The organism is Streptomyces niveus (assembly GCF_001723055.1).
In the GTDB taxonomy this organism is placed as follows: domain Bacteria; phylum Actinomycetota; class Actinomycetes; order Streptomycetales; family Streptomycetaceae; genus Streptomyces; species Streptomyces niveus.
The window spans coordinates 1-23218 of record NZ_MDCR01000067.1; the positions used below are offsets into that span (position 1 = coordinate 1).

Here is a 23218-nt window from a genome sequence, read left to right on the forward strand (position 1 = left end):
ACGAGTGCCTGAGCGCCGTACGTCCCAGGGGATTGGGGTGTACGGCGCTCGGGTGTGCGGGGCGCTCAGGCCTGCTGAGGGGCCGCCGCCGCAGCCGTGTTCGCCAGCGCCTCGGACAGTTCGCGCGCCACTTCCTGGAGGATCGGCACGATCCTCTCGGTGGCCGTCTCCGTGACCCGGCCGGCCGGTCCCGAGATCGAAATGGCGGCGGGCGTGGGGGAGTTGGGCACCGGCACCGCCAGGCAGCGGACCCCCACCTCCTGCTCGTTGTCGTCCACCGCGTAACCGGACGCGCGCACCACGTCCAGCGCCGCCAGGAAGCCGTCCGCCGTCGTGATCGTCTTCTCGGTCGCTGCGGGCATGCCCGTACGCGCGAGCAGCGCCCGTACCTCGTCGGCCGGCGCGTGCGCGAGGAGCGCCTTGCCCACACCGGTGGAGTGGGGGAGCACCCGGCGGCCGACCTCGGTGAACATCCGCATGGAGTGCTTGGAGGGCACCTGTGCGACGTACACGATCTCGTCGCCGTCGAGCAGTGCCATGTTCGCGGTCTCGCCGGTCTCCTCGACCAGCCGCGCCAGATACGGCCGTGCCCAGGTGCCGAGCAGTCGCGACGCGGATTCGCCGAGCCGGATGAGCCGCGGGCCGAGCGCGTACCGGCGGTTCGACTGCTGCCGTACGTAACCGCAGGCGACGAGCGTGCGCATCAGCCGGTGGATGGTCGGCAGGGGCAGGCCGCTGCTGGCCGACAGCTCGCTCAGGCCGACCTCGCCGCCCGCGTCCGCCATCCGCTCCAGAAGGTCGAAGGCGCGTTCGAGGGACTGGACGCCGCCGCTCGCGGATGCGGGCTTGGCGGCGTCGGTGGCGCTGGCGCTGGCGGCGCTGGACGTCGGCACAACAACGGTCCTCTCGGGGCGACGGGACGGGCGGGCGAGTCAGCAGTTTACCGGGCGGTCCGGCGGGTGACCGGTCCCCGGATCGGCCGGCCGCGCCACGTATTCGCCGGTCAGGGGGTGTCTGTCCGGGTGTCCGTCCGGGTGTCGGCCGTCACTCGGGGTGATCGGTCCGTACGGTGAGTGGGTGGGGAGGGTTTCTGTCTGATGGAAGTCGATTCTCGTCTTGTGGAAATGCTTCAGTGTAGTGCACGGGGTGCGGTCCGGGGCGGCGTGGCCTTGACGGACCCCCGTCCGGCATGAAGACTCCTTCAACAGTTCGTTGAATTCGATGATTCGTTCGTGTGGGCGCGTGGACATGGGCGCGTGGCTAAGACGGAAGTGAGGGTGCCCGGTGACCGATCTGGACCGGAACGTGGACCTGGTGCTGCGCTCGACACGCGTCGTCACCCCCGACGGCACGCGCCCCGCGTCCGTCGCCGTCACCGGCGGCACGATCACGGCGGTGCTCCCCCACGAGCGGGGGTACGGCTCCGAACTCCCGCCCGGCGCCCGCCTGGAGGACGTCGGCGACGACGTGGTCCTCCCCGGCCTGGTCGACACCCACGTCCATGTGAACGACCCCGGCCGCGCCGAGTGGGAGGGCTTCTGGACCGCCACCCGCGCGGCCGCGTCCGGCGGCATCACCACCCTGATCGACATGCCGCTCAACTCCCTGCCGCCGACCACCACCACGGCCCACCTGCGGATCAAGCGGGAGGTCGCCGCCCCCAAGGCGCACATCGACGTCGGTTTCTGGGGAGGCGCGCTCCCCGACAACGTCGCGGACCTCAAGTCCCTGCACGACGCGGGGGTGTTCGGCTTCAAGGCGTTCCTGTCGCCGTCGGGTGTCGAGGAGTTCCCCGAGCTGGACACCGCCCAACTCGCCACGTCGCTCGCCGAGATCGCCGGCTTCGGCGGGCTGCTGATCGTGCACGCCGAGGATCCGCGCGAACTGGCGGCGGCGCCGCAGCGCGCCGGCGCGAAGTACGCCGACTTCCTCGCCTCCCGCCCGCGCGACGCCGAGAACGCCGCGATAGAGGGACTGATCGCCGCCGCCCGCCGGCTCGACGCCCGCGTACACGTCCTGCATCTGTCGTCCGCCGACGCGCTGCCGCTGATCGCCGCGGCCCGACGTGACGGCGTACGGCTGACGGTCGAGTCCTGCCCGCACTTCCTCACCCTCACCGCCGAGGAAGTCCCGGACGGCGCAACGGAGTTCAAGTGCTGCCCGCCCATCCGCGAGGCCGCCAACCAGGACGCCCTGTGGCAGGGCCTGGCCGACGGGACGATCGACTGCGTCGTCTCCGACCACTCGCCCTCCACCACCGACCTCAAGACCTCGGACTTCGCGACCGCGTGGGGCGGCATCTCCTCACTCCAGCTGGGACTCCCTGCCGTGTGGACCGAGGCCCGCCGACGCGGTCACTCGCTGGACGACGTGGCCCGCTGGATGTCGACGGCCCCCGCCGCGCTGGCCGGTCTGGACACGAAGGGCGCCATCGAGGCGGGCCGCGACGCCGACTTCGCGGTCCTCGCGCCCGACGAGTCGTTCACCGTCGATCCCGCCGCGCTCCAGCACCGCAACCGCGTCACCGCGTACGCGGGCCGCACCCTGTACGGCGTGGTCAGGTCGACCTGGCTGCGCGGCCGTCGCATCGTCGCCGACGGAGTCATCGCCGAGCCCTCGGGCCGACTGCTCGAAAGGACCGACCGACCGTGACCACCAGCCAGTCGACCTCCAGCTCGTCGACCACGCCGCGGGCGCCCCGCTTCACGGGTGACGCACTCCCGTACGCGGGCGGCGACCCGTACGCCGACCACCGCTCCGCGGACTTCCCCTTCACGCACCTCGTCGACCTGGCCGACCGCAGGCTCGGTGCCGGGGTCGTCGCCGCCAACGACGAGTTCTTCGCCGACCGCGAGAATCTGCTGAAGCCCGGACCCGCCGAGTTCGACCCCGAACGCTTCGGCCACAAGGGCAAGATCATGGACGGCTGGGAGACCCGCCGCCGGCGCGGTGCCTCCGCCGCGCGACCGCACCCCACCGACGAGGACCACGACTGGGCCCTCGTACGGCTGGGCGCGCCCGGCGTCGTACGCGGCATCGTGATCGACACCGCCCACTTCCGCGGCAACTACCCGCAGGCCGTGTCCGTCGAGGCCACGTCCGTGCCCGGCTCCCCCTCCCCGGACGACCTGCTCGCCGACGGCGTGACGTGGACAACTCTCGTACCGCGTACGGCCGTCGGCGGCCACGCGGCCAACGGCTTCACCGTCGACACCGGGCGCCGCTTCACCCATCTGCGGGTCAACCAGCATCCCGACGGCGGGATCGCGCGCCTGCGCGTGTACGGCGATGTCGTACCCGACCCGGTGTGGCTGGCCGCGCTCGGTACGTTCGACCTGGCCGCCCTGGCGAACGGCGGCCGGGTCGAGGACGCGTCCGACCGCTTCTACTCACCGGCCACCAACACCATCCAGCCGGGCCGTTCGCAGCAGATGGACGACGGCTGGGAGACCCGACGCCGCCGCGACAAGGGCAACGACTGGATCCGCTACGCCCTGGCCGAGCAGTCCGAGATCCGCGCCGTCGAGATCGACACGGCGTATCTGCTGGGCAACTCGGCGGGCTGGGCGGCGCTTTCCGTACGCGACGACGGGCCGGGGACGGAGGAGGGGCCCTGGACCGAGCTCCTGCCCCGCACCCGCCTCCAGCCCGACACCAACCACCGCTTCGTCCTGGACCGCCCCGTGACGGCCCGTCAGGTCCGGATGGACATCTTCCCGGACGGCGGCATCTCCCGACTCCGCCTCTTCGGCTCGCTCACGGAGGAGGGCGCGGCCCGACTGGCGTCGCGATACCGGGAGTTGGGCAGCACGTCCTAGGCGGCGTGGCCGCCGTCCACCGCGAACTCGGCGCCCGTGACGTACGCCGCGTCGTCACCCGCCAGGAACGCCACCATCGACGCCACCTCGTCGGCGGACCCGTACCGGCCGAGCGCCGTCATCGCGCTCTGGCTGGGCGCGTACGGGCCGTCGGCCGGGTTCATGTCGGTGTCGGTCGGGCCCGGGTGGACGATGTTCGCGGTGATCCCCCGCTCGCCCAACTCCCGTGCCAGCGCCTTCGTCAGCCCGATCAGCGCGGACTTGCTGGTCGCGTAGAGAGTGCCGCCGGGGCCGGGTACCCGCTGGGTCATGCAGCTGCCGACGGTGACGATCCGGCCGCCGCGTACGAGCTTCGTGGCCGCGGCCTGAGTGGTGAGGAAGACGCCTTGGACGTTCACCGCGAGCAGTCGGCCGACGTCAGCCACCGGGAAGGATTCGAGGGGGCCGAGCAGCCCGATCCCGACGTTGTTGACGAGGATGTCGAGCCGCCCGCCGAGCCCGTCGACGGCCCGCTCCACGACGCCCACGGCCTGCGCGGGATCGGCCGAGTCGGCGCGCAGCGCGAGACCGCGCCGCCCGGTCGCCTCGATCTTCCGCACGACCTCCAGCGCGGCGGCCTCGTCCGCGACGTACGTGATCGCGACATCCACGCCTTCCTGGGCGAGCCGCAGGGCGATCGCGGCGCCGATCCCCCGACTGCCACCGGTGACCAGCGCGGTTCGGCCGGCGGGCGCGGAATTCGAAACAGACATGTGGTGGGTCCTTCGATCGGTCGCCCGCGACGGCGGGCGACGAGTGGGTGCTACCGATGCCTCGATCAAACCGCCGCCCACCGCGGACCACCGGCGGGAATCGGACGCCGACGACGGGCCGGGGCACGGCCCCGCGGAGGCCCCCGGTGGACCGTTCCGCGCCCGCGATGCCTGGTGCGGAGCACGTACCGGGGTGCCATCGCCGAGGGCGCCGGGCCGGCGGCCCCCGCCGACGGCCTGCCCGTCAAGGTGCCGCCCGGCCGGGGGTGCCGGGGCGCGGGGGCTTGTCCGCCATCGCGCCATGCGGCGCGAGCCGGGCTTCGCCACGGCGAGGTGTGGCGCCCTGCCGCGTTGACGAGTGATCGCTGGCACCGAGGTGCCATCGGCGGGGTGCGCCGGTCGGGCGGCTCCGCCTGGTGGAACCGCCAGGACGCGGAAGCGTCTCAGCCACCCCGCCGTGCGGCGCGAGCCGCGCTTGGCCACAGCGAGGTGCGGCGCCCCGTCACGTTGACGGTCGATCGCACACATCTAGGCGCCATCGCCGAGGGCGCCGGTCCGGCGGCCCCCGGCTCGCGGGACCGTCAGGTCGCGGAGGCGTCTCCATGACCGCGCCGTCCGGCGCCTGCCGCGCTTCGCGACAGCGAGATCCCGGGCGACCGGCAGCGTTGGCGGTCGATCGCACGCACCGAGGTGCCATGGGCGAGGGCGCCGGTCCGGCGGCCCTCAACTCGTGGACCGTCAGGACGCAGGCCCGTCAGGACGCGGAAGCGTCTCCGTGAGTTGGGGGCCGTACGCCGCCGGCCGCGCTTCGCCACCGCGAGGTCCTGCCCGGGGCCCGGGTCGTCCGGCAGGGCGTACCTCCCGCACCCACCCGACAGGACCTAAGTCGGCGCCCCCGCGACTTTGGTATCCGTCCTCGCCCACCGGGCAGCGCGTCGCGTCCCACCTGCATAGATTGGGCGTATGACGCGTACGGAGTACCCCTGGCTGCTGCCTTCGGCCATGGCCGGGGCCGCCGATCCCGATTCCGCCCGGCGGCGGGGTGGGCGGCGGGCGAGGCGGACCGTGCGGGACTGGGTTGTCGATCTGGTCGTCTTCTTCTTCGCCGTCTTCGTCGGCATGCTCGCCCTCGACACCGCCGAGCAGGCGGGCAACAGCGAGCCGCTCATCATGGCCGACCTGCTGGTCGGCGTCGCTGCCTGCTGCGCGCTGTGGGTGCGGCGGCGCTGGCCGTTGGGGCTGGCCGTCTGTCTCGTCCTGGTGGAGGTCGTGGCGCCCACCGCGGTCGGCGCCACCCTGGTGGCGCTCTTCAGCCTGGCCATCCACCGGCCGTTCAAGCCCGTGGGCTACGTCCTGGTCCTGGCGCTCGCGGGCATGGCCGCCCAGGCGTACGTGCGCCCCGACCCGACCATCTCCCATCTTTTCGCCGTCATCCTCGGAGCGCTCCTCACCCTTCTCGCGTTCGCCTGGGGCATGCTCGTACGGTCCCGCAGGCAGCTCGTCCTCGCGCTGCGCGAACGCGCCGTACGGGCCGAGAACGAGGCCGCGCTCCGGGCCGAGCAGGCGCAGCGGCTGGCCCGTGAGGCCATCGCCCGTGAGATGCACGACGTGCTGGCGCACCGCCTGACCCTGCTCAGCGTGCACGCGGGCGCGCTGGAGTTCAGACCCGACGCGCCGCCTCCCGAGGTGGCCAGAGCCGCCGGAGTGATCCGCGACAGCGCCCACGAGGCGCTCCAGGATCTGCGCATGATCATCGGCGTGCTGCGTGCCCCCGGCGACGACGGCGAGCGCCCGCAGCCCACCCTCGCCACCCTGGACGCCCTGATCGCCGAGTCCCGCGAGGCCGGCATGGAGGTCACCCTCGACAGCGGCGTGCACGAGCCCGACGCCGTACCGTCCACCATCGGCCGCACCGCCTACCGCATCGCCCAGGAGGGCCTGACCAATGCGCGCAAGCACGCCCCCGGCACCGGCACCACCGTCCTGGTGAGCGGCGGCCCGGGGGACGGACTCACCGTCGAGGTACGCAACGAGGCACCGCGCGGCCCGGTCCCGCACGTGCCCGGATCCGGCCAGGGGCTGATCGGGCTGACCGAGCGCGCCACCCTGGCCGGCGGCCGGTTCGAGCACGGCGCGACGCGCGACGGCGGCTTCGCCGTCAAGGCCTGGCTACCGTGGTCCCCATGACCACCACCACCGTCCGGCTGCTCATCGTCGACGACGACCCCCTCGTACGCGCCGGACTGACCTTCATGCTGGGCGGCGCCGACGGCGTCGAGATCGTGGGGGAGGCGTCCGACGGCTCCGAGGTCGCCGCGCTCGTCCGCGAACGCGCCCCCGACGTCGTGCTCATGGACATCCGGATGCCCGTCATGGACGGCCTCACCGCCACCGAACTGCTGCGGGCCCGCCCCGGCGCGCCCGAAGTCCTCGTCCTGACCACCTTCCACGCCGACGAACAGGTGCTGCGCGCGCTGCGCGCCGGCGCCGCCGGGTTCGTCCTGAAGGACACGCCCCCGGCCGAGATCGTCGCGGCGGTACGGCAGGTGGCGGCGGGCGAGCCCGTGCTCTCCCCGGCCGTCACCCGTCAGCTGATGCTGCACGTCGCGGGCGCGCCGACCGGTGTACGCAAGGAAGTCGCCGGCGACCGGCTGGCCCGGCTCGGGGAGCGCGAGCGGGAGGTCGCGCTGGCCGTGGGACGCGGCAGCTCCAACGCGGAGATCGCCGCGGCGCTTTTCATGAGCGTCCCGACCGTCAAGGCGCACGTGTCCCGCATCCTGGCCAAGCTGGACCTCAACAACCGTGTGCAGATCGCCCTGTTGGTGCACGACGCGGATCTGGTGGCGGACGGCGGCTGAGGGGCCCGGCCGGCATCGGGCAGAAACCCGGCCGGCTTCGGGCGCGAGTCACCGGCGTACGCCGGGGCGACGTAACCTGACGTGATGAGTGTTGTCGATCTGGGCGCGTACGGGCCCGATTTCATCGCCGACCCGTACCCGTACTACGCGAAACTGCGCGAGTCGGGACCGGTCCACGAGACCCGTACGCCGCGCGGCGACCGCCTCTGGCTGATCATCGGGCACCGCGAGGCCCGCGCCGCGCTCGCCGACCCCCGGCTCGCCAAGTCCCCGGCCACCGTGGGCGGCAGCATGCTCGACGAACGCGTCATCGGCCCCAATCTGCTGGTCGTCGACCCGCCCGACCACACCCGTCTGCGCAAGCTCGTCGCCAGCGAGTTCACCACCCGCCGGGTCGCCGGCCTGCGCGAGCGGATCCAGCGACTCACCGACGAGCTGATCGACGCGATGCTCCCCGCCGGCCGCGGCGACCTGGTCGAGTCGCTGTCGTACCCGCTGCCCATCACCGTCATCTGCGAACTGCTCGGGGTGCCCGCCGGGGACCGTGACGTCTTCCGCGCCTGGTCGACGGAGATCGTGGCACCGGCCGGCCCCGAGAGTGAGCACACCGCCGTGCACGAACTCGGCGCCTACTTCGACGAGTTGATCGAGGACAAGCGCTGCGCCGGCCCCTCCGACGATCTGCTCTCCGCCCTGCTGCGCACCCGCGCCGAGGGCGGCGACCGGCTCTCCGCCGCCGAACTGCGCGCCATGGCCTACCTGTTGCTGGTCGCCGGTCACGAGACGACCGTCAATCTCATCACCAACGCGGTACGCGCCCTGCTCGGCCACCCCGACCAACTGGCCGCCCTGCGCGAGGACTTCGGACTGCTCGACGGCGCGATCGAGGAGACCCTGCGCTACGACGGCCCCGTACTCAACGGCACCGCGCGCTTCACCACCGAGCCCGTGACCGTCGGTGGCACGATCATCCCCGCGTACGAGGCGGTACTCGTCGGCCTCGGCGCCGCCGGCCGCGACCCCGCGCGCTACCAGGACCCGGACCGCTTCGACATCCGGCGTACGGCGACGGCCACCGCGACCGGTGCCAAGGGCCGCAACCACGGACATCTCGCCTTCGGGCACGGCATCCACCACTGCCTCGGCGCGCCGCTCGCGCGCCTGGAGGCCCGGATCGCGATCCGTACCCTCCTCGAACGCTGCCCCGACCTGACCCTCGACCCGGACACGGGGCCGCTGGACTGGCTGCCCGGACTGCTGATCCGTGGGGTGCGGGGTCTGCCGGTGCGGTGGTAGGTATGAAGGCGCGGGGTGCCGCGCGGGCAATTCCGGAGGAGTCAGACCATGCAGGAGTTCGACATCGTCCTGGCACGGAAGGTGCTGGACAGCCAGCCTTTCAGCAGCCTGCTGGGTACCAGGGTCATGGTCTTCGGGGACGGCGAGGCGGAGCTGGAGCTGGACATCCGCAAGGACCTTCAGCAGCAGAACGGCTATCTGCACGGGGGAGTGCTGGCGTACGCGGCCGACAACAGCATGACCTTCGCCGCGGGTTCGGTGCTCGGCCCGGCCGTGCTGACGGCGGGCTTCTCCATCCAGTACATGCGCCCCGGCACCGGCCGTACCCTGGTCGCCCGCGCGTCCGTCGTCCACGCGGGCCGTCGGCAGGCCACGGTGCGCTGCGACCTGTTCACGGTGGCGGACGACGGCACGGAGACGCTGTGCGCGGTGGCGCAGGGCACGGTCCTGCCGGTGCCGAAGCCCGCGTGAGCCCTCTCAGCCTTAACCAGGGCCCACCCGCTCACCGCCCGCTCAGCCGCCCGGGATCTCCGCCAGCCGTACCGGCCGGTGCTCCGCCCGCGACAGCTCGCACGCCTCCGCGATCCGCAGCGCGTGCAGCGCCTCGTGCCCGTCGCACGGGTTCTCCAGCTCGCCGCCCACGACCCGGATGAAGGCGTCCAGCTCCGCCTCGTACGCCGGCGCGAACCGCTCCAGGAAGCCCGGCCACGGGTTGTCGCAGCGCGGCGGCCCCTTCGGCTCGGTCGAGGTGATCGGCGTACGGTCGTCGAGTCCGACCGCGAACTGGTCCAGCTCGCCCGCCAGTTCCATCCGTACGTCGTAGCCCGCGCCGTTGCAGCGCGTCGCGGTGGCGGTGGCGAGCGTGCCGTCGTCCAGGGTCAGGACGGCGGCGGCCGTGTCGATGTCCCCGGCGTCGCGGAACATCGGGGGACCGGCGTCCGAGCCCGTCGCGTACACCTCCACCACCTCGCGCCCGGTGACCCAGCGCATGATGTCGAAGTCGTGGACCAGGCAGTCCCGGTAGAGCCCGCCCGACAGCGGCAGATACTCCGGGGCCGGCGGCGCCGGGTCGGAGGTGATGGCGCGTACGGTGTGCAGCCGGCCCAGCGCCCCGGACCGTACAAGATCGCGGGCCGCCCCGTAACCGGCGTCGAAGCGGCGCATGAAGCCCAGTTGCAGGATGGTCCCGGCGGCGTCGACCTCGCTCAGCGCGTTCAGCGTGCCCTTCAGGTCCAGCGCGATCGGCTTCTCGCAGAAGGCGGGCAGCCCGGCGCGCGCGGCCCGGCTGATCAGGTCGGCGTGGGCCGAGGTGGCGGAGGCGATGACGACGGCGTCCACACCCCAGGAGAAGACCTCGTCCACCGAGGGGGCCGCCGTGGAGCCCGTACGGTCGGCGACATGGGCGGCGCGTGCCGCGTCCGTGTCGGCGACGACGAGGGAGCCGACCTCGCGATGGCGGCTCAGCGCCTCAGCGTGGAAGGTGCCGATACGGCCGGTGCCGATGAGTCCGATGCGCATGGCCCCCAAGGTGGCCTTCGCCCAGTCACCGTGTCAAGCGTTTGTCCTGACATTTAGACCTGCTGTTGATCTTTGTCCGAACGGTGTTCGTCTGTCCCCCTGCCCGACGCTCGTCCGTCGCTTGTCCTGACAACCGAACTACAGGACTTTCCGTCAACATCTCACGGGGCTACGCTCGCCCCCGTGCCCAAGCAGCCGGAACCAGAGCAGCCGGGCGGGGCGGCCCCTCAGGCCGCCGCGCTCCGGCTCGGTGTCGACCGCACCAGCCCGGTCCCGCTCTACTTCCAGCTCTCGCAGCAGCTCGAAGCGGCCATCGAGCAGGGCCGGCTCGCCCCGGGCAGCCTCCTCGGCAACGAGATCGAGCTGGCCGCCCGCCTCGGACTCTCCCGGCCCACCGTCCGCCAGGCCATCCAGTCGCTGGTCGACAAGGGCCTGCTGGTCCGCCGCCGGGGCGTCGGCACCCAGGTCCTGCACAGCAAGGTCCGCCGCCCCCTGGAGCTGAGCAGCCTCTACGACGACCTGGAGGCGGCCGGCCAGCGCCCCACCACCCGCGTGCTGCGCAACACGGTCGAACCGGCCACGGCACGGATCGCCGCCGCGCTCGGAGTCGCCGAAGGGGCGGACGTACGGCTCGTCGAACGGCTCAGGTACGCCCACGACGAACCGATGGCCCGGCTGCGCAACCACCTCCCGGTCGAACTCCTCGACTGCGACACCGCGCAGCTCGAATCCACCGGCCTCTACCGGATGATGCGCGCCGTCGGCATCACGCTGCACAGCGCCCGCCAGTCGGTCGGCGCGCGGGCCGCCGACGCCGAGGAGGCCCGGCTGCTCGGCGAGGCACCGGGCGCGCCGCTGCTCGCGATGGAACGCACGACGTTCGACGACACGGGCCGGGCCGTCGAGTTCGGCGACCACATCTACCGGGCCTCGCGTTACGCCTTCGAGTTCCAGCTCCTCGTACGCCCTTGAGCGAGTCTCCGCTCCGCCGCGTACGGACACCTCTTCGTAAGAATGTTCGGACAAAGTATTGACGGGGCCGCGCGACCGCCGCTAGAACTCCCCCAGCCGCAACGGGGCGGCCGGGAGGGAAGGCGGATCCACCATGCGTACCAACCGAAAGGCGGCGGGCCGTACGGCGGCGGCGCTGCTCACCGCATGCGCGCTCGCCCTCGTCGCCGGATGCAGCGGCTCGGGCGGCAAGGACTCCGAGGACAAGGCCGACGACGGCGGCGGCGGTACGAAGGCCAAGACCCCGCGCATGAAGATCGCCATGGTCACCCACTCCGGCGAGGGCGACACCTTCTGGGACATCGTGCAGAGCGGCGCCGAGGTCGCGGCGGCCAAGGACAATGTCGACTTCCTCTACGCGGCCAACAAGGAAGGCAAGGAGCAGGCCCAGCTGATCCAGAGCTACATCGACCAGGACGTCGACGGACTCGTGGTCAGCCTCGCCAAGCCCGAGGCGGTCAAGGCCGTCATCGCGAAGGCCACCGCCGCCGGGATCCCGGTCGTCACGATCAACTCCGGCGCCGAGTTCTCCAAGCCCTTCGGGGCGCTCAGCCATATCGGCCAGGACGAGGCCATCGCCGGTGAGGCGGTCGGCGAGGAGCTGACCAGGCGCGGCAAGAAGAAGGCACTCTGCGTCATCCACGAGCAGGGCAACGTCTCGCTCGAAGAGCGCTGCGCCGGTGTGAAGAAGGCCTTCGGCGGCACCGTGGAGAATCTGAACGTCGAGGGCACCAACATGCCGTCCTCGACGTCGTCCATCGAGGCGAAGCTCCAGAGCGGCAAGTCCACCGGCGAATTCGACACGGTCGTGACGCTCGGCGCGCCCTTCGCCGCCGCCTCCGTCAAGGCCAAGGCGGGCGCGGGCTCCAACGCCGAGATCAACACCTTCGACCTCAACGAGGACGTCGTCAAGCAGCTCAAGGCCAAGGAGATCGGCTTCGCCGTGGACCAGCAGCCCTACCTCCAGGGTTATCTCGCGGTCGACGAACTGTGGCTCAACAAGAACAACGGCAACGTCGTCGGCGGCGGAAAGCCCGTGCTCACCGGGCCCGCGCTCGTGACCGAGAAGGACGTCCCGGCGCTGGAGAAGTTCACCGCCCGTGGTACCCGATGACCATGCCCCGTACACCCATGCCGGATACTTGGGCGGCCGGGCCGGGACGTACCGCGCCCGGCGGTACCGGTACCGGTACCGGGAAGTACGGCAGGAGGGGCACGGCGTCGTGGCTAGGGTCGGTGGAGTTCGGGCAGGGGTACGCGCGACGGGCGCGGTGCTCGCGGTGGTTCTCGGGGCGGCGACCCTGGCGGGGTGCAGCAGCACCGGCGGCAAGCGCGCCGAGGAGCGGGCCGCGGCGGCCGAGGCCGAGGCGCGGGGGCGGGCCGCGGTGAGCACCCCCAAGTGGACATTCGCCATGGTCACCCACTCGGGAGACGGCGACACCTTCTGGGACATCGTCCAGAAGGGCGCCGAGGAGGCCGCGGTCAAGGACAACATCGACTTCCTGTACGCGAAGAGCGACGAGGGCCAGCAGCAGGCGCAGCTCGTCCAGTCGTACATCGACAAGGGTGTCGACGGGCTGATCGTCACGCTCGCCAAACCCGACGCGATGAAGGCAGTCGTCGCCAAGGCCACCGCCGCCGGAATCCCGGTGATCACCGTCAACTCGGGCTCCGAGCAGTCCAAGCAGTTCGGCGCGCTCACCCACATCGGCCAGGACGAGTCCATCGCCGGTGAGGCCGTCGGCGACGAACTGGACAAGCGGGGCAAGAAGAAGGCCCTGTGCGTCCTGCACGAGCAGGGCAACGTGGGACACGAGCAGCGCTGCGCCGGGGCGAAGAAGACCTTCGACGGCACGATGCAGAACCTGTACGTCGACGGCACCAACATGCCCGACGTCCAGGCGTCCATCGAGGCCAAGCTCCAGACCGACAAGAGCATCGACGCCGTCGTCACGCTCGGCGCGCCCTTCGCGGACACCGCCGTCAAGGCCAGGGAGACGGCGGGCAGCAAGGCCGAGATCGACACGTTCGACCTCAACGAGGCGGTCGCGGGCTCGCTCAAGGCGGGCCGGCTCGGCTTCGCCGTCGACCAGCAGCCGTACCTCCAGGGGTACGAGGCCGTCGATCTGCTCTGGCTCTACCGGTACAACGCCGACGTACTCGGCGGCGGGCTCCCGGTCCTCACCGGACCGCAGATCATCGACAAGCAGGACGCCGCCGAGCTGGAGAAATTCGCGGAGCGAGGGACCCGATGACCACAACCGCACCACCCGTGAAGGACCGGCCGGGCGACGGAGACGGCGCGGGCGGCGGCCCGGCCAAGGACGAGCGGCTGCTGGGGAATCCGGCGCTGCGCAAGCTGCTCGGGCGGCCCGAACTGGGCGCCGTCGTCGGTGCCCTGGCGGTGTTCCTCTTCTTCTCGGTCGTCGCCGACTCGTTCCTGAAGACGTCCAGCTTCGGCACCGTCCTGTACGCGGCCTCGACGATCGGGATCATGGCGGTGCCGGTGGCACTGCTGATGATCGGCGGCGAGTTCGACCTGTCCGCCGGTGTGCTGGTGACCAGTTCGGCGCTGATCTCCTCGATGTTCAGCTACCAGATGACGGCCAACATCTGGGTCGGCGTCTTCGTGTCCCTGCTGGTCACCCTCGCCATCGGGGTGTTCAACGGCTTCATGCTGACGCGCACGAAACTGCCGAGCTTCATCATCACCCTCGGCACGTTCCTGATGCTGACAGGCCTCAATCTCGGTCTGACCAAGCTGATCAGCGACACCGTCTCGACCAAGAGCGTCAGCGACATGCAGGGCTTCGAGTCGGCCCGTAAGCTCTTCGCCTCCGAACTGACCGTCGGCGGCGTCGAGTTGAAGGTCACCATCCTCTGGTGGGCGGGCCTGGTCGCCCTCGCCACCTGGATCCTGCTCCGTACCCGCTTCGGCAACTGGATCTTCGCGGTCGGCGGCAACGCCGAGGCCGCCCGCGCCGTCGGCGTCCCGGTCCGGCTGACGAAGATCGGCCTCTACATGGGCGTCGGCTTCTGCGCCTGGGTCTCGGGACAGCATCTGCTCTTCTCGTTCGACGTCGTCCAGTCCGGCGAGGGCGTCGGCAACGAACTGATCTACATCATCGCGGCCGTCATCGGCGGCTGTCTGATCACCGGCGGTTACGGCTCGGCGATCGGCTCCGCCGTCGGCGCGTTCATCTTCGGCATGACCAGCAAGGGCATCGTGTACGCGGAGTGGAACCCGGACTGGTTCAAGTTCTTCCTCGGAGCGATGCTCCTTCTGGCCACCCTGCTCAACGCATGGGTCCGCAAGCGCGCGGAGGCAACCCGATGACCAGCACGCCAAGCACGCCCGGCACGACCACGACCGGCGGCACCGCGACCACGACACCCCTGGTCGAGCTGGACGACGTCAGTAAGTACTACGGCAACATCCGCGCCCTCGAAGGTGTCTCCCTGGAGGTCCACGCCGGCGAGATCACCTGCGTCCTCGGCGACAACGGCGCGGGCAAGTCCACCCTGATCAAGATCATCGCGGGACTGCACCAGCACGACGCCGGCGAGTTCCTCATCGACGGGAAGAGGACGACGCTCGGCTCGCCGCGCGAGGCGCTGGACCTGGGCATCGCCACCGTCTACCAGGACCTCGCCGTCGTGCCGCTGATGCCCGTCTGGCGGAACTTCTTCCTCGGCTCCGAACCGACGAAGGGCAAGGGCCCCTTCAAGCGCCTCGACGTCGAACAGATGCGCCGCACCACCCGCGAGGAACTGCTGCGGATGGGCATCGACCTGCGCGACGTCGACCAGCCCATCGGGACCCTGTCCGGGGGCGAACGCCAGTGTGTGGCGATCGCCCGCGCCGTCCACTTCGGCGCGAAGGTCCTCGTCCTGGACGAGCCGACCGCCGCGCTCGGCGTGAAGCAGTCCGGAGTCGTACTGAAGTACGTGGCCGCCGCGCGGGACGCGGGGCTCGGCGTGGTCCTGATCACGCACAACCCGCACCACGCGTATCTCGTCGGCAACCGTTTCGTCCTGCTCAAGCGCGGTGTCATGGCCGGCAGCCACACCAAGGAATCAATCACCCTGGACGAGCTGACCCGCCAGATGGCGGGCGGCTCGGAGCTGGAGGAGCTGAGCCACGAGCTGGCGAAGGCCCCCGCCCCGGCCCACCTCGGTGGCCGCCCGGTGGACGGCGGGGGGCATCCGGTGGACGGGGAAGGAAACGGGACGCCGCCGGGCGGCAGTGCCAAGCCCTGACCGACCTCCGCACCTTCCGGATGGCAGAATCGGCGGCGGCGGACAACCGTCCACCGCCGCCGCCCCGGACACCCGGCGCGACGAGCCCCCGACCCGCAGGGACGACACGACACGTGCGAGTACCCAGGCCGCGTTCCGGTAGCAGCGCCGTCCGCCCGGCCCGCGTGAGGGGGCCGGTCCGATGAGTACGTACCGCGACTTCACCCACCGAGGCTCCGCGCGCGCCACCGTCCTGCGGACCGTCGGCACCCGTGAGCGCCGCTCGCACGCCTCCGCGCCGCGCGTGCCCACCGTCGGCATCGACATCGGCGGTACGAAGGTGATGGCCGGGGTCGTCGACCCGGACGGCAACATCCTGGAGAAGATCCGCACCGAGACGCCGGACAAGTCCAAGAGCCCGCGGGTCGTCGAGGACACCATCGTCGAGCTGGTGCTGGACCTCTCCGACCGCCACGACGTGCACGCCGTCGGCATCGGCGCCGCGGGCTGGGTGGACGCGGACCGCGCGAAGATCCTCTTCGCCCCGCACCTCGCCTGGCGCGACGAACCCCTCCGCGACTCGATCTCCTCCCGGCTGGCCGTCCCCGTGATGGTCGACAACGACGCGAACACCGCCGCCTGGGCGGAGTGGCGCTTCGGCGCCGGACGCGGCGAGGACCACCTCGTCATGATCACGCTCGGTACCGGTATCGGCGGCGCCATACTGGAGGACGGCCGGGTCAAGCGCGGCAAGTACGGCGTGGCGGGCGAGTTCGGCCATATGCAGGTCGTGCCCGCCGGACACCGCTGCCCCTGCGGCAACCGGGGCTGCTGGGAGCAGTACAGCTCCGGCAACGCGCTCGTCAGGGAGGCCAGGGAGCTGGCCGCGGCCGACTCCCCGGTGGCGTACAACCTCATCGAACGCGTCAAGGGCCACATCCCCGACATCACCGGCCCCCTGATCACCGAGCTGGCCCGCGAGGGCGACGCCATGTGCGTCGAGCTGCTCCAGGAGATCGGCCAGTGGCTCGGCGTCGGCATCGCCAATCTGGCGGCGGCGCTCGACCCGTCCTGCTTCGTCATCGGCGGCGGCGTCAGCGCGGCGGACGATCTGCTGATCGGCCCCGCCAGGGACGCCTTCCGCCGCCATCTCACCGGGCGCGGCTACCGGCCGGAGGCCCGTATCGCCAAGGCGCAGCTGGGCCCCGAGGCGGGCATGGTCGGCGCCGCCGACCTCTCCAGACTCGTCGCGCGCCGCTTCCGCCGGGCGAACCGGCGCAGGCTTGAGCGCTACGAGAAGTACGAGCTGTACGCGGAGGCGATCCGTACCGGCCGGATGCCGCAGGATCTGCGCGAGGAGCAGGAACTGCGCGAGGCCGAGGAGTCCCGCGCGGCGGCGCTGCGCGAACGGCAGGAGTCCGCAGCGGCGGCGGAGTCCCGGCCCAAGCCGGAACCGGACCCGGAGCAGGAACCTTCGAGGGACCCGAAGCCCGAGACGCAAGCGCACGAAGCACCGGAAGGCACCGGCGCGCCGGAGCCGCCGACCGAACCCCGTACGGGCCCCAGCCGCGCCCCCCGCACCAGCCAGGAACCTCCCTCATGACCGTGCCCCACCAGTCGAAGTCCCCCGAGACGATGCAGAAGCCGCCGGAGAACCACCGTCACATGGTCCGCCGCCGGTGGCTGACGGCGATAGTGATCGTGCTGCTCATCGGCATCCCCGCCGGCTATCTGGTGATCTCGGCGGGCCAGAGCCGGCGCAGCGGTCTCGACAAGGAGCTGGAGTCCTCGGCGACCGGCCTCGTGGACGCCGTACCGTCCCGGATGAAGCAGCGGGTCTTCGAGGTGCCGATCCCGGGGCGCGCCACCCACGTGCGCTACTACGAGACGAGCAACTGGAAGTCCAGCCGGCTGTATGTCCAGTTCAACGTGACGTCCGGCCGGCTCGACACCTTCCTGACCGAGCTGGGCACGCACCGCTCCGCGCTCAAGGAGGGCAACGTCACCATCGCCCCCCGCGACTCGCGCACCGTGGGCTGGAACTTCATCCCCACCCGCGTCTGGTCGGGCACCACCCACAAACAGAAGGACCCCCGGCCCACCCAGGACATCACCGTCGACCTGAGCGACCCGGCGATGCCCCGCGTGTACGTCGTCTCCACGACCACCCCGTGAGACACGGCGGGCGGCAGGCTCCCCGCCGCCCCGCCTCCTGAGATCCGCCTCGTGGCCCGCCCCCGACCTGTCCGGTCGGGGGCGGGCCTGTTCGTGAGGTGGATCACATCGCCGTGCCGAGTGTCACACTCCCGCCGCCCGGATCGCTCTCAGGTCCGAACGCATCCGCGACGGGAGGCACCATGACGCACCACCCTCCACCAGACCCACGGCCGCCCGCCGTGTCCGACGACAGCCCGCAGACGTCGGAGTCGGCGTCCGATCCGGTGGCGGCGCGCCGACTGCCCACGGCGACCGAGGTGTTCCACGACCACCGCGAGCTGCTGTTCTCCCTCGTCTACAACATGCTCGGCGGCATCGCCGACACCGAGGACGTGCTCCAGGAGACCTGGCTGTCCTGGTCGACCCGGTACCAGGCGCCGCACGCGCCGTCCATCGAAAGCCCGCGCGCCTATCTCGTACGGATCGCGGTGAACCGGGCCCTCGCCCACCAGGCCGCCGTCACCCGCCGCCGCGAGACCTATCCGGGGCCCTGGCTGCCCGAACCGCTGGTCGGCTCCGCCCCCGGCGCCCTGGTCGAGGACGATGTCGCCGATGTGGCGCTGCGCGGCGAGTCGGTGTCCATGGCGCTGATGGTGATCCTGCAGACCCTCACGCCGCTGGAGCGCGGCGTGTTCGTCCTGCACGAGGTGTTCGGCTACCCCCACACGGAGATCGCCCGGATCTTCGACCGCACCCCCGCCGCGATCCGCCAACTCGCCCACCGTGCCCGCGAACACGTCCACGCCAGACGCCCCCGCTTCCAGCCGGCCGCGCACGTACGGCAGCAGGTGACCGAGCGGTTCATGGCCGCCGCGCTCGGCGGTGACCTCGACGCCCTCCTGGAGATCCTGGCGCCCGAGGTGGTCATGTGCACCGACGGCGGGGGCAAGGCCCGGGGATCCACCGGCCGACACCCTGTCCGCGGCCGGGACTCGGTGGCCCGTCTGATCACCGCCATCGCCCCCACCTCCGGCGCGGGCCTCGACGTCGCCTTCCGCAGCGTCAACGGCGACCCGGCGGTACTGCTGCTGGCCGGCGACGCCCCGTACGCCGTCCTCGTCCTCGACCTCACCCCCGACGGCGACCGGGTGCGCGGGATCTACGCCGTCGCCAACCCCGACAAGCTCGCCCACGTCGACTGACGGACAAGGAATCCGACATGCTGCGAAAACTGGCCACGCTCCCGAGTGGCAGACGGGGGAAGTGGATCGTCCTCGCCCTCTGGGTGGTCCTGCTCGTCCCGTCACTGCTGCTGGCCGGCAAGCTCGGTGACGTACAGGAGAACGACAACTCGGCCTGGCTGCCCGGCGACGCGGAGTCGACCGCCGTCGTGGAACGGGCCGAGAGGTTCATGCCCACCGACACTGTGCCGGCGCTCGTCGTCTACGACCGGCCCGGCGGTGTCACCGATGCCGACCTGGCCAAGGCACGGGCCGACGCCGAAGCCTTCCAGGGCGTCGAGAAGGTCACCGGGCAGCCGCGCGGACCGGTCAGGTCCGACGACGGCGAGGCCATCCAGACGGTCGTCCAGATCCAGAAGGACCGAAGCGGCTGGGACGGGATCAGCGAGGTCGTCGACGAGATGGCCGAGTTCGGCGAGGCCGACGCGAACGGACTCGGCTTCCACGTCACAGGACCGGCCGGCTACGCGGCCGACTCGATCAAGGCGTTCGGCGGCGGTGGCGGACTGACGGCGATCACGGCGGCCGTCGTGGTGCTGATCCTGCTGCTCACCTACCGCAGCCCCGTACTGCCCCTGCTGCCGCTGATGACCGCCGGCGTCGCCCTGATGGCGTCGGAGGCGGTGATCTATCTCCTGGCGAAGAACGCCGGACTCGTCGTCAACGCCCAGACGAGCTTCATCCTCACCGTGCTGGTGTTCGGCGCCGCCACCGACTACGCGCTGCTGCTCACCTCCCGCTACCGGGAGGAGCTACGGCGCCACGAGGACCGGCACGAGGCGATGGCCGAGGCCCTGCACCGCTCCGCTCCCGCGATCATCGCCAGCGCCGCGACCGTCGCGGTCAGCCTGATGCTGCTGATGCTCGCCACCCTCAACTCGACCCAGGGGCTCGGGCCGGCCTGCGCCGTCGGCATCCTCGTCGGACTGCTCGCCATGGTCACCCTCATGCCGGCGCTGCTGGTCATCTGCGGTCGCTGGATCTTCTGGCCGGTGCGACCGGCGTACGGTTCCACCGGGCCGGCCAAGGACGGCATCTGGACCCGGGTCGGCACGGCGGTGTCCGCCCGGCCCCGCGTCGTATGGATCGGCACCGCGCTCGCGCTGTGCGTCATGGCGATCGGCGCGTTCGGCCTCAAGGCCGACGGGCTGTCCAACAAGGACCAGTTCACCGGCAAGCCGCAGATGGCGGTCGGCGAGGAGATCAAGAACCGGCATTTCCCGGCCGGTTCGGGCGACCCCGTCCTCGTCGTGACCAAGGCCGGCGCGGCCGGGCAGGTGAGCGCCGCGCTGTCCGGTGTCCCGGGAATCACCGCCGTCGCGCCGCCGGTGGTCAAGGGTGACGAGGCCATGATCCTGGGGGAGTTGGCGGACTCTCCCACCGGCACGACCGCCATGGCCACCGTCGAGAAGGCCCGAACCGAGGTCCATGGGATCGACGGCGCCGACGCCCAGGTCGGCGGCAACACGGCGATCATGCTCGACACCCGCGAAGCAGCCGCCCACGACTCCAAGTTGATCATTCCGATCGTGCTGGTCGTGGTGTTCCTGATCCTCGCCCTGCTGCTGCGGGCGATCGTCGCGCCGCTGCTCCTCATGGCGACGGTGGTGCTGTCGTTCGCGGCGGCCATGGGCGTGAGCGCGCTGGTGTTCGAGCATGTCTTCGGCTTCGCCGGGACGGACGCCAACTTCCCGCTGCTGGCCTTCGTGTTCCTGGTCGCCCTGGGCATCGACTACAACATCTTCCTGGTCACCCGGGTACGCGAGGTGGCACTGCTGGAGGGCACCCGGCGCGGCGCGCTGACCGGTCTGTCCACCACCGGGGGTGTGATCACCTCGGCGGGTCTGGTGCTGGCCGGCACCTTCGCCGCCATGGCCTCGCTGCCACTGGTGTTCGCGGCCGAGCTGGGCTTCGCGGTGGCGTTCGGCGTACTGCTGGACACCATGGTCGTACGCTCGGTCCTGGTCACCGCGCTGACGCTGGACGCGGACCGCTGGATGTGGTGGCCGAGCACGCTGTTCGGGCGTCGGCCCACCGACCGGCCACCGAGCGAGGACAGGCCCGACCTCGAACCCGCGCTGCGGGGGTAGGCGTCGGACCTGTCGACGACCCGGCAGCGGCGGGGTGTTCAGGCGGCGGCGTTCAGTACGTATTCGCGTGAGGCGTGCACCTCGCCACGCAGGGCGGTCAGGTCGACGTCGAGCACCTCCCCGTTCCACTTGCGGGGCTCGCCGTTGATGAGGACGGCGCTGATGTTGCGGGCGTCGCAGCCCAGGACGAGAGTGCCGATCGGGTCGTTGAGGGGCATGTTGTTGAGGTCCTCGGCCCGGACGGCCAGCAGGTCGGCCTTCTTGCCGGGGGTGAGGGAGCCGGTGACGCGCGCGAGACCGTTGGTGCGGGCGCCCTGGAGGGTGGCGAAGTCCAGGACGTCGCGGGTGGTGATGCGGGAGGGCCGTTGGCCGGTGCCGTAGGCGGCGTTGACCGCCCGCATCCGCTGGAGGGCGTGCAGGGTTCGCATCTGCGTGAACATGTCGCTGGCCAGGGCGACTTCGACGTCGATGCTCAGTCCTGGACGGATACCGACGGACAGGGCCTCGTCGACGGCGGGGATCGCGGTCTCCAGGCCGATCTGGGCGTCGGAGGTGGGGGCGAGGGCGACGGTGGTGCCGGTGTCGCCCATCGCCTTCCACGCCTCGGGCGTCAGTCCGGTGGAGTGGATGAGGGTGACGTCGGGGCCGAGGATTCCCTGCCCGGCCCACCGCATGACCGCCTCGGACGAGGACTGTCCGAAGACGGCGTCCACGCTCACTCCCACGCCCAACTCCGCGGCACGTCGGGCGAGTTCGGGGCCGTACGCGAGTGCCGGACCGGCGATCTCGCCGGTCGCCAGGGCCGCCACGCGCAGGGTCAGCAGTTGTTCGTCGCTGCTGAAGTACCGGTCCCTGATACGGGCCAGATCGCCGGGCCAGTGCCGGTCCCAGGCCCCGAAGTGCGGCCCCATGGAGGCGTGGACGCCCCGGATGCCGGTGTCGAGAAGGGCCTCGACGGCGGCGTCGGAGTGCTCGCGGGTGCGGGAGTTGTGGGAGAAGTCGAGCATGGTCGTGATTCCGCTGTCGATCGCGGTGAGGGCGGCCAGCCGCGTACCGACGTACATGTCCTCGGGCCGGTAGACGGTCGCGTAGCCGGCGAGGGTGGTGGTGACGTAGCCGCCGAGGTCGTCCACGTCCGGCATGACGCGGCGCAGTTGCGCCTCCCAGGCGTGCCGGTGGGTGTCGACGAAGCCGGGGGTGAGGAGCATGCCGGTGGCGTCGACCACCAGGGCGTCGCCCGCCGCGAGGCCGCGGCCGACGGCGGTGATCGTGTCGCCCTCGATCAGGACGTCGCCGTTGTCGATGATGCCGAGACCGGGGTCCATGGTGACGACGGTCCCGCCGGTGAACAGGACGCGGCGCCGGTCGGCGGGCAGGCGGCGGAGTTTTTCGAGCGTGGCGACGCTGTCGGTGTTGTCGGCGTTCATGAGAGATCTTCCTTCTGGGCGGCGGACGGCGGGAGAGTCACAGGGGTCAGCCGGGCTTCATGACGTAGCCCGCGTGGTGCAGTTCCTCGCCCCGGAACTCTCCGAACGCCCAGAACCCGAGGTCGTCCAGGTAGTCGATGCGGTCGCCGTCGATCCAGTACCGGCCCTGATAGGCGTGCGGCCGGCCGCCCCGGGTCTCGTCGTAGCGGCCGTCGGCGGTGAGTTCCTGGTGCAGGAAGCCGTTGGTGTCGATCCAGACACCGACCCGCGGGCTGCCGGCCATGTCCTGGGCGTCGGGGACTCCCGCGCCGGGCGGGGTGGGGCGGCCGGGAACGGCGGCCCCGGCCCAGACGACGGGCTCGCCCGCCGCGACCAGGGCGCGGACCTGGTCCGGGCGGGACAGCAGCGTGGTGTGCGCGCCCATGATGTCGGGGGCGAGTTCGTCGGGCACGACGAGGAGGTCGCCCGCGTTCCCCGGCGTCAGCGTCGCGACGTACTCGCACCGCCGCCCCCGCCCGCCGGCCAGGGCGACGCTGTCCACGACGGCCGGTACGACGGTCGTCCCGGTGCAGTCGACGACGATGGCGTTGTCGTCCTCCGCCGCGGTGACGATCCCGGGCCCGACACCGACGACCACGGCGCCCACCAGCAGGACGTCGGCGCCTTCCATGGTGCCGATCAGCGGATCCGCCGTCAGAACCCGGGCGTTGGTGAACAGAACGGGACGCCCCGCTCCGTTCGCGAGGATCTCGCCGAAGGCTTCGCTGTTCCAGTTCGTGCCGCTCGTACGGGTGTTGGTCATGACGTACTC

Annotated in this window: 19 protein-coding genes and 1 pseudogene; 15 read left to right on the forward strand and 5 right to left on the reverse strand. The window is 71.5% G+C overall.

Going from position 1 to position 23218, the window contains the following annotated elements; all coding sequences use genetic code 11:
- Positions 1 to 65: 65 nt before the first annotated feature.
- The gene (locus tag BHU15_RS09555; protein ID WP_069626794.1) at positions 66 to 893 is read right to left on the reverse strand and encodes an IclR family transcriptional regulator; all 828 of its coding nucleotides are present in this window, start codon (positions 891 to 893) and stop codon (positions 66 to 68) included.
- Between the two features lie 400 nt (positions 894 to 1293).
- Between BHU15_RS09555 and allB the strand changes: the two genes are divergently transcribed.
- Together allB and alc are read left to right on the forward strand one after the other, a co-directional pair.
- Positions 1294 to 2652, forward strand: coding sequence for an allantoinase AllB (gene allB / locus BHU15_RS09560; RefSeq protein WP_376338878.1), 1359 nt, complete (start codon positions 1294 to 1296; stop codon positions 2650 to 2652).
- Positions 2649 to 3818: an allantoicase gene (alc, locus tag BHU15_RS09565; protein ID WP_069626796.1), complete on the forward strand. Its 1170-nt coding sequence runs from the start codon at positions 2649 to 2651 to the stop codon at positions 3816 to 3818. Before allB ends, alc begins: the two co-directional genes overlap by 4 nt.
- Here the strand turns inward: alc and BHU15_RS09570 are convergent.
- Complete coding sequence (locus BHU15_RS09570) at positions 3815 to 4570, reverse strand: SDR family oxidoreductase (RefSeq protein ID WP_069626797.1); 756 nt, start codon at positions 4568 to 4570, stop codon at positions 3815 to 3817. The two genes, alc and BHU15_RS09570, sit on opposite strands and share 4 nt — an antisense overlap.
- Positions 4571 to 5533: 963 nt before the next feature.
- Here BHU15_RS09570 and BHU15_RS09575 point away from each other — a divergent pair.
- The 4 genes from BHU15_RS09575 to BHU15_RS09590 all read left to right on the forward strand — a co-directional run bounded on the left by BHU15_RS09575 (position 5534) and on the right by BHU15_RS09590 (position 9195).
- Positions 5534 to 6757 carry a sensor histidine kinase gene (locus BHU15_RS09575; protein ID WP_069626798.1) on the forward strand — a complete coding sequence of 408 codons (1224 nt, stop codon included), beginning with the start codon at positions 5534 to 5536 and terminating at the stop codon, positions 6755 to 6757.
- Entirely contained in the window at positions 6754 to 7428 is a 675-nt protein-coding gene (locus BHU15_RS09580; RefSeq protein WP_069626799.1) for a response regulator transcription factor, read from the forward strand. Before BHU15_RS09575 ends, BHU15_RS09580 begins: the two co-directional genes overlap by 4 nt.
- 84 nt (positions 7429 to 7512) lie before the next feature.
- The gene (locus BHU15_RS09585) at positions 7513 to 8724 is read left to right on the forward strand and encodes a cytochrome P450 family protein (RefSeq protein ID WP_069626800.1); all 1212 of its coding nucleotides are present in this window, start codon (positions 7513 to 7515) and stop codon (positions 8722 to 8724) included.
- Between the two features lie 48 nt (positions 8725 to 8772).
- Entirely contained in the window at positions 8773 to 9195 is a 423-nt protein-coding gene (locus BHU15_RS09590) for a PaaI family thioesterase (protein ID WP_023537710.1), read from the forward strand.
- Positions 9196 to 9237: 42 nt separating this feature from the next.
- Here BHU15_RS09590 and BHU15_RS09595 read toward each other — a convergent pair whose 3' ends face one another.
- A complete protein-coding gene (locus BHU15_RS09595) occupies positions 9238 to 10242 on the reverse strand; it encodes a Gfo/Idh/MocA family protein (protein WP_023537709.1) in 1005 nt (334 codons plus the stop codon).
- A gap of 183 nt (positions 10243 to 10425) precedes the next feature.
- Here BHU15_RS09595 and BHU15_RS09600 point away from each other — a divergent pair, with 183 nt between their 5' ends.
- The 9 genes and pseudogenes from BHU15_RS09600 to BHU15_RS09640 all read left to right on the forward strand — a co-directional run bounded on the left by BHU15_RS09600 (position 10426) and on the right by BHU15_RS09640 (position 20980).
- Complete coding sequence (locus BHU15_RS09600; RefSeq protein WP_079128037.1) at positions 10426 to 11214, forward strand: GntR family transcriptional regulator; 789 nt, start codon at positions 10426 to 10428, stop codon at positions 11212 to 11214.
- Between the two features lie 133 nt (positions 11215 to 11347).
- On the forward strand, positions 11348 to 12367 hold the full coding sequence (locus tag BHU15_RS09605) for a substrate-binding domain-containing protein (RefSeq protein ID WP_069626801.1): 1020 nt from the start codon (positions 11348 to 11350) through the stop codon (positions 12365 to 12367).
- A gap of 109 nt (positions 12368 to 12476) precedes the next feature.
- A complete protein-coding gene (locus BHU15_RS09610; protein ID WP_247748400.1) occupies positions 12477 to 13508 on the forward strand; it encodes a sugar ABC transporter substrate-binding protein in 1032 nt (343 codons plus the stop codon).
- On the forward strand, positions 13505 to 14590 hold the full coding sequence (locus tag BHU15_RS09615) for an ABC transporter permease (protein ID WP_069626803.1): 1086 nt from the start codon (positions 13505 to 13507) through the stop codon (positions 14588 to 14590). Before BHU15_RS09610 ends, BHU15_RS09615 begins: the two co-directional genes overlap by 4 nt.
- The gene (locus BHU15_RS09620; protein WP_023537704.1) at positions 14587 to 15513 is read left to right on the forward strand and encodes an ATP-binding cassette domain-containing protein; all 927 of its coding nucleotides are present in this window, start codon (positions 14587 to 14589) and stop codon (positions 15511 to 15513) included. The genes BHU15_RS09615 and BHU15_RS09620 overlap by 4 nt, the downstream gene beginning before the upstream one ends.
- A 181-nt stretch (positions 15514 to 15694) precedes the next feature.
- Positions 15695 to 16846, forward strand: a pseudogene (locus BHU15_RS09625) (ROK family glucokinase); the annotation flags it as partial.
- A gap of 245 nt (positions 16847 to 17091) precedes the next feature.
- Positions 17092 to 17667, forward strand: a complete 576-nt coding sequence (locus tag BHU15_RS09630; protein WP_023537702.1) for a hypothetical protein — start codon at positions 17092 to 17094, stop codon at positions 17665 to 17667.
- A gap of 266 nt (positions 17668 to 17933) precedes the next feature.
- On the forward strand, positions 17934 to 18851 hold the full coding sequence (sigJ, locus tag BHU15_RS09635) for an RNA polymerase sigma factor SigJ (protein WP_069626819.1): 918 nt from the start codon (positions 17934 to 17936) through the stop codon (positions 18849 to 18851).
- 17 nt (positions 18852 to 18868) lie between these two features.
- On the forward strand, positions 18869 to 20980 hold the full coding sequence (locus tag BHU15_RS09640; protein WP_069626804.1) for an MMPL family transporter: 2112 nt from the start codon (positions 18869 to 18871) through the stop codon (positions 20978 to 20980).
- A gap of 38 nt (positions 20981 to 21018) precedes the next feature.
- Here BHU15_RS09640 and BHU15_RS09645 read toward each other — a convergent pair whose 3' ends face one another.
- Positions 21019 to 22407, reverse strand: coding sequence for an amidohydrolase family protein (locus BHU15_RS09645; protein ID WP_069626805.1), 1389 nt, complete (start codon positions 22405 to 22407; stop codon positions 21019 to 21021).
- Positions 22408 to 22453: 46 nt separating this feature from the next.
- On the reverse strand, positions 22454 to 23209 hold the full coding sequence (locus BHU15_RS09650) for an Atu4866 domain-containing protein (RefSeq protein WP_069626806.1): 756 nt from the start codon (positions 23207 to 23209) through the stop codon (positions 22454 to 22456).
- Between the last annotated feature and the right edge of the window lie 9 nt (positions 23210 to 23218).